Origin of the sequence: Maribacter litoralis (assembly GCF_902506355.1) — a bacterium.
Taxonomy (GTDB): Bacteria; Bacteroidota; Bacteroidia; order Flavobacteriales; family Flavobacteriaceae; genus Maribacter; species Maribacter litoralis.
The window spans coordinates 1-3,423 of record NZ_LR733272.1; the positions used below are offsets into that span (position 1 = coordinate 1).

A 3,423-nucleotide genomic window follows, 5' to 3' on the forward strand; every position below is an offset into this window, starting at 1 on the left:
TATTTCCAGGAGTTCCTTGAGGACCTGTTAAATCCGACGTAGTGAAAGTTGTTCCGTCATCGTAGGTCAATGTAAATGTACCGTCTCCGTTATCGGTCGTGGATGCTATGCCGTTTCCGTCTGCTCCGTTTGTTCCAGCCGGACCTGAATCCGGATCTACCCAAGTATATGTTCCTGAACCATCAGTAGAAAGTACTTGACCATTATTTCCTCCTTCTGGTAATTCTATTTCGTTTTCATCGTCGTTATCTCCATCTATATAATCAACCGTATAATTGCCATTACCATCATCGGTTACAGTGATGTCATTCGTACCAACTACTGTTTCATTTAATGATGATAAGTCTACCGTTTCGCTCGACCCGTCCTCAATACCGATAGTCAAAGTGTTTCCAGATAAAACTGAACCGCTAATACTTTGATTGTCCGCTAAAGGAGATAAATCGACGGTCTCACTCGATCCATCTTCTATTCCAATTGTCAAAGTATTCCCCGATAAACCTGAACCAGTAATACTTTGATTATCCGCTAATTCAGCAAGACTAACTGTTTGAGAAGTTCCATCCTCAATTCCTACGGTTAACGTTGTACCAGAAAATGCTAAATTTTCAATATTCTGATTATCCGAACTTACTAACGCGGATAAATCAATATCAGTAGCCGATGGATTGTTCGTTATATTTAATGTCTGAGTTGAAGGGTCATAAGATAAATCCTGGATCTCATTGGTATCACTCTTATCGCCATCAACATAGTCAACTGTATAATTACCGTTTCCATCATCGGTAACAGAAATATCTCCTGTACCCGATACTGTTTCTCTATAATCAGATAAATCTATAGCCGTTGCAGTTGGATCGTTGGTCAATGTTAGATTATCTCCCGTTAAAGAAAGATCTTGACTGTCCGTTCCTATATCACTCAAAGGAACATCAAAATCAGTGCCCGCTTCAGTTATACGAAGGTTTGGTCCCACAACTCCGAAAGAAGTTATTAGCTCATTTGCATCACTAGCATCGCCAGGAATTGCACTGCCACCAACAGGCTGCCATGCTCCTGAATCATAAACATATAATTGACCCGAATCGGTATCAACATACGTGGTACCCTCAGTTGATGTTCCTGTCGGTCCACCATTTCCTCTTTGTGTCAATTCGTTTGTCGAATCATTATCTCCATCAACATAGTCAACCGTATAATTACCATTGCCATCATTTGTTACAGAAATATCTCCTGAACCCGAAACTGTTTCCCTGTAATCTGATAAATCTATAGCCGTAGCTGTAGGGTCATTTGTTAAGGTCAGGTTATCACCTATTAATTGTAAAGCTTGTTCATCAGTATTAACTAATCCAGATAAATCAATATCAGTAGCTGTAGGATTGTCTGTAATATTTAAAATCTGAGTTGCAGGATCGTATGTTAAATCTTGAATCTCATTGGTTTCATCTTCATCAGAATCAGTAGAATTTACCGTGTAATTTCCATTACCATCATCATCAACTCTTATAGCTCCTGTACCTGCAGTTACTGTCTCGCTCAAAGATGATAAATCGACATTTGTAGAACTTCCTCTTTCTATATCTATCTGTAGCTGATTTGAACCGTTTAATGTCGCTCCTGTTAAATTTTGATTATCACTGCTATTATTCGCTAAATCTGCAATAGCCTCTTCTACTGTTGTTTCATTAACCAAATCTCCATCAACGTCTATAGGAGTTACTAAATCTACCTCTGCCGCATTTTGAATTTCGTTAGTATCACTCTTATCACCGTCTACATAATCGACCGTGTATTCTCCACTTCCATTATTGGTTACAGAAATATCACCTGTGCCAACTACCGTTTCTCGGTAATCAGATAAGTCAATTACAGTTGCAGTTGGGTCGTTGGTCAACGTTAGGTTATCTCCCGTTAATTCTAAATCTTGAATCTCGTTGGTATCATCATTTACATAAGGAGTTAAATCAACTGTAGAAGAATCATTGGTCAGACTCAAGATATTTGTGCCGCTATTTAGCTCCAAATCTTGATTGTCACTACTATTATTCGCTAAATCTGCAATAGCTTCCTCTACCGTAGTTTCATTAACCAAATCTCCATCAACATCTAATGGAGTGGCTAAATCAACTTCAGTAGCATTTTGGTCATCAGTACCGTCAAAAGAAGTAGTGGTATTGTTTTCAGATACATATTCGAAAATTCCATCAGCATCAGCATCGCTTAATGTCGTAACCGATTCATTAATATCTACAGCAGTAATACCAGGTTCAGAAATTGTAGCAATTCTATTACCCGCAGCCGTGTTGGTTACACTAACATCATCATCAGCTAGGTTATCTACATATGCCTTATTAACAGCATCGTTTGCATTAACCGGAGTACCAACATCAGTAATAACAATACCTCCTGCACTTGGGTCTCTTAATAGAACCTCTTCTAAATCTTGTAATTCGTTCTGATTATCTTTATCTAAATCTAACGCCTCACTAGCTGTAATAGCATCTGATAATTCCATATCCGTAGCGAACATATTATTCAAATCAACCCCAGTTGCACCTGGTGCAGGATTCGTAAGTTCTAACGTAGTATTTGTTAATGATATATCTGAAAGTTCATTTTCCGGATTTGGATCAGCATCTGGTGCTGCACTACCACCAACCTGTTGCCAAGTTGTTCCATCCCATGCGTATAATTGACCATTATCAGTATCAACATAAGTATCACCAGAGTTTACACCGTTTGTACTTGGTGGTCCTGGCGCTAATACTGCTAATTCGTTAGTTTCATCTTCGTCAGAATCAATAGAATTAATTGTATAATTTCCATTACCATCATCATTAACAGTTACAGCACCTGAACCAGCAATTACTGTTTCGCTCAAAGATGATAAATCTACTGTTGTAGAAGCCCCTCTTTGAATATCTATTTGAAGTTGATTTGATCCATTTAAGTTAGCTCCCGTTAAATCTTGATTATCACTACTATTAGCAACAATATCAGCAATAGCTTCTTCAACTGTTGTTTCGTTCACAGTATCTCCATCTACATCTAATGGAGTAACTAAATTAACCTCAGCTGCATTTTGGTCGTCGGCTGCAAAAAGTCCGTCTGTTTCTACTGTAAGATTGTTTCCTGCTGCTGCACTGATTTCAGTTGCCACCGTATATTCCGTATTGTTACCAACTACCGTCGATGTAACATCTACCCCGTCTCCCTCAACAACCGTGGTTGTAAGTTCGCTAGACGTAATAATACCGTCTAACTCCTCTAAAGCTGATTGTACATCATTTGTAGTGATGTTTCCTGCAGGGGTCACTTCAACCTCAGCTGCAATTTGATCATCGGCTGCGAAAAGTCCGTCTGTTTCTACTGTAAGATTGTTTCCTGCTGCTGCACTGATTTCAGTTGCTACAGTATATT

General features: G+C 38.8%; 1 protein-coding gene. It reads right to left on the reverse strand.

What is annotated here, in order from left to right; genetic code table 11:
• The coding region (locus EXIGUO8A_RS18720; protein ID WP_159304576.1) for a beta strand repeat-containing protein at nt 1-3,423 on the reverse strand (3,423 nt) is incomplete at both ends.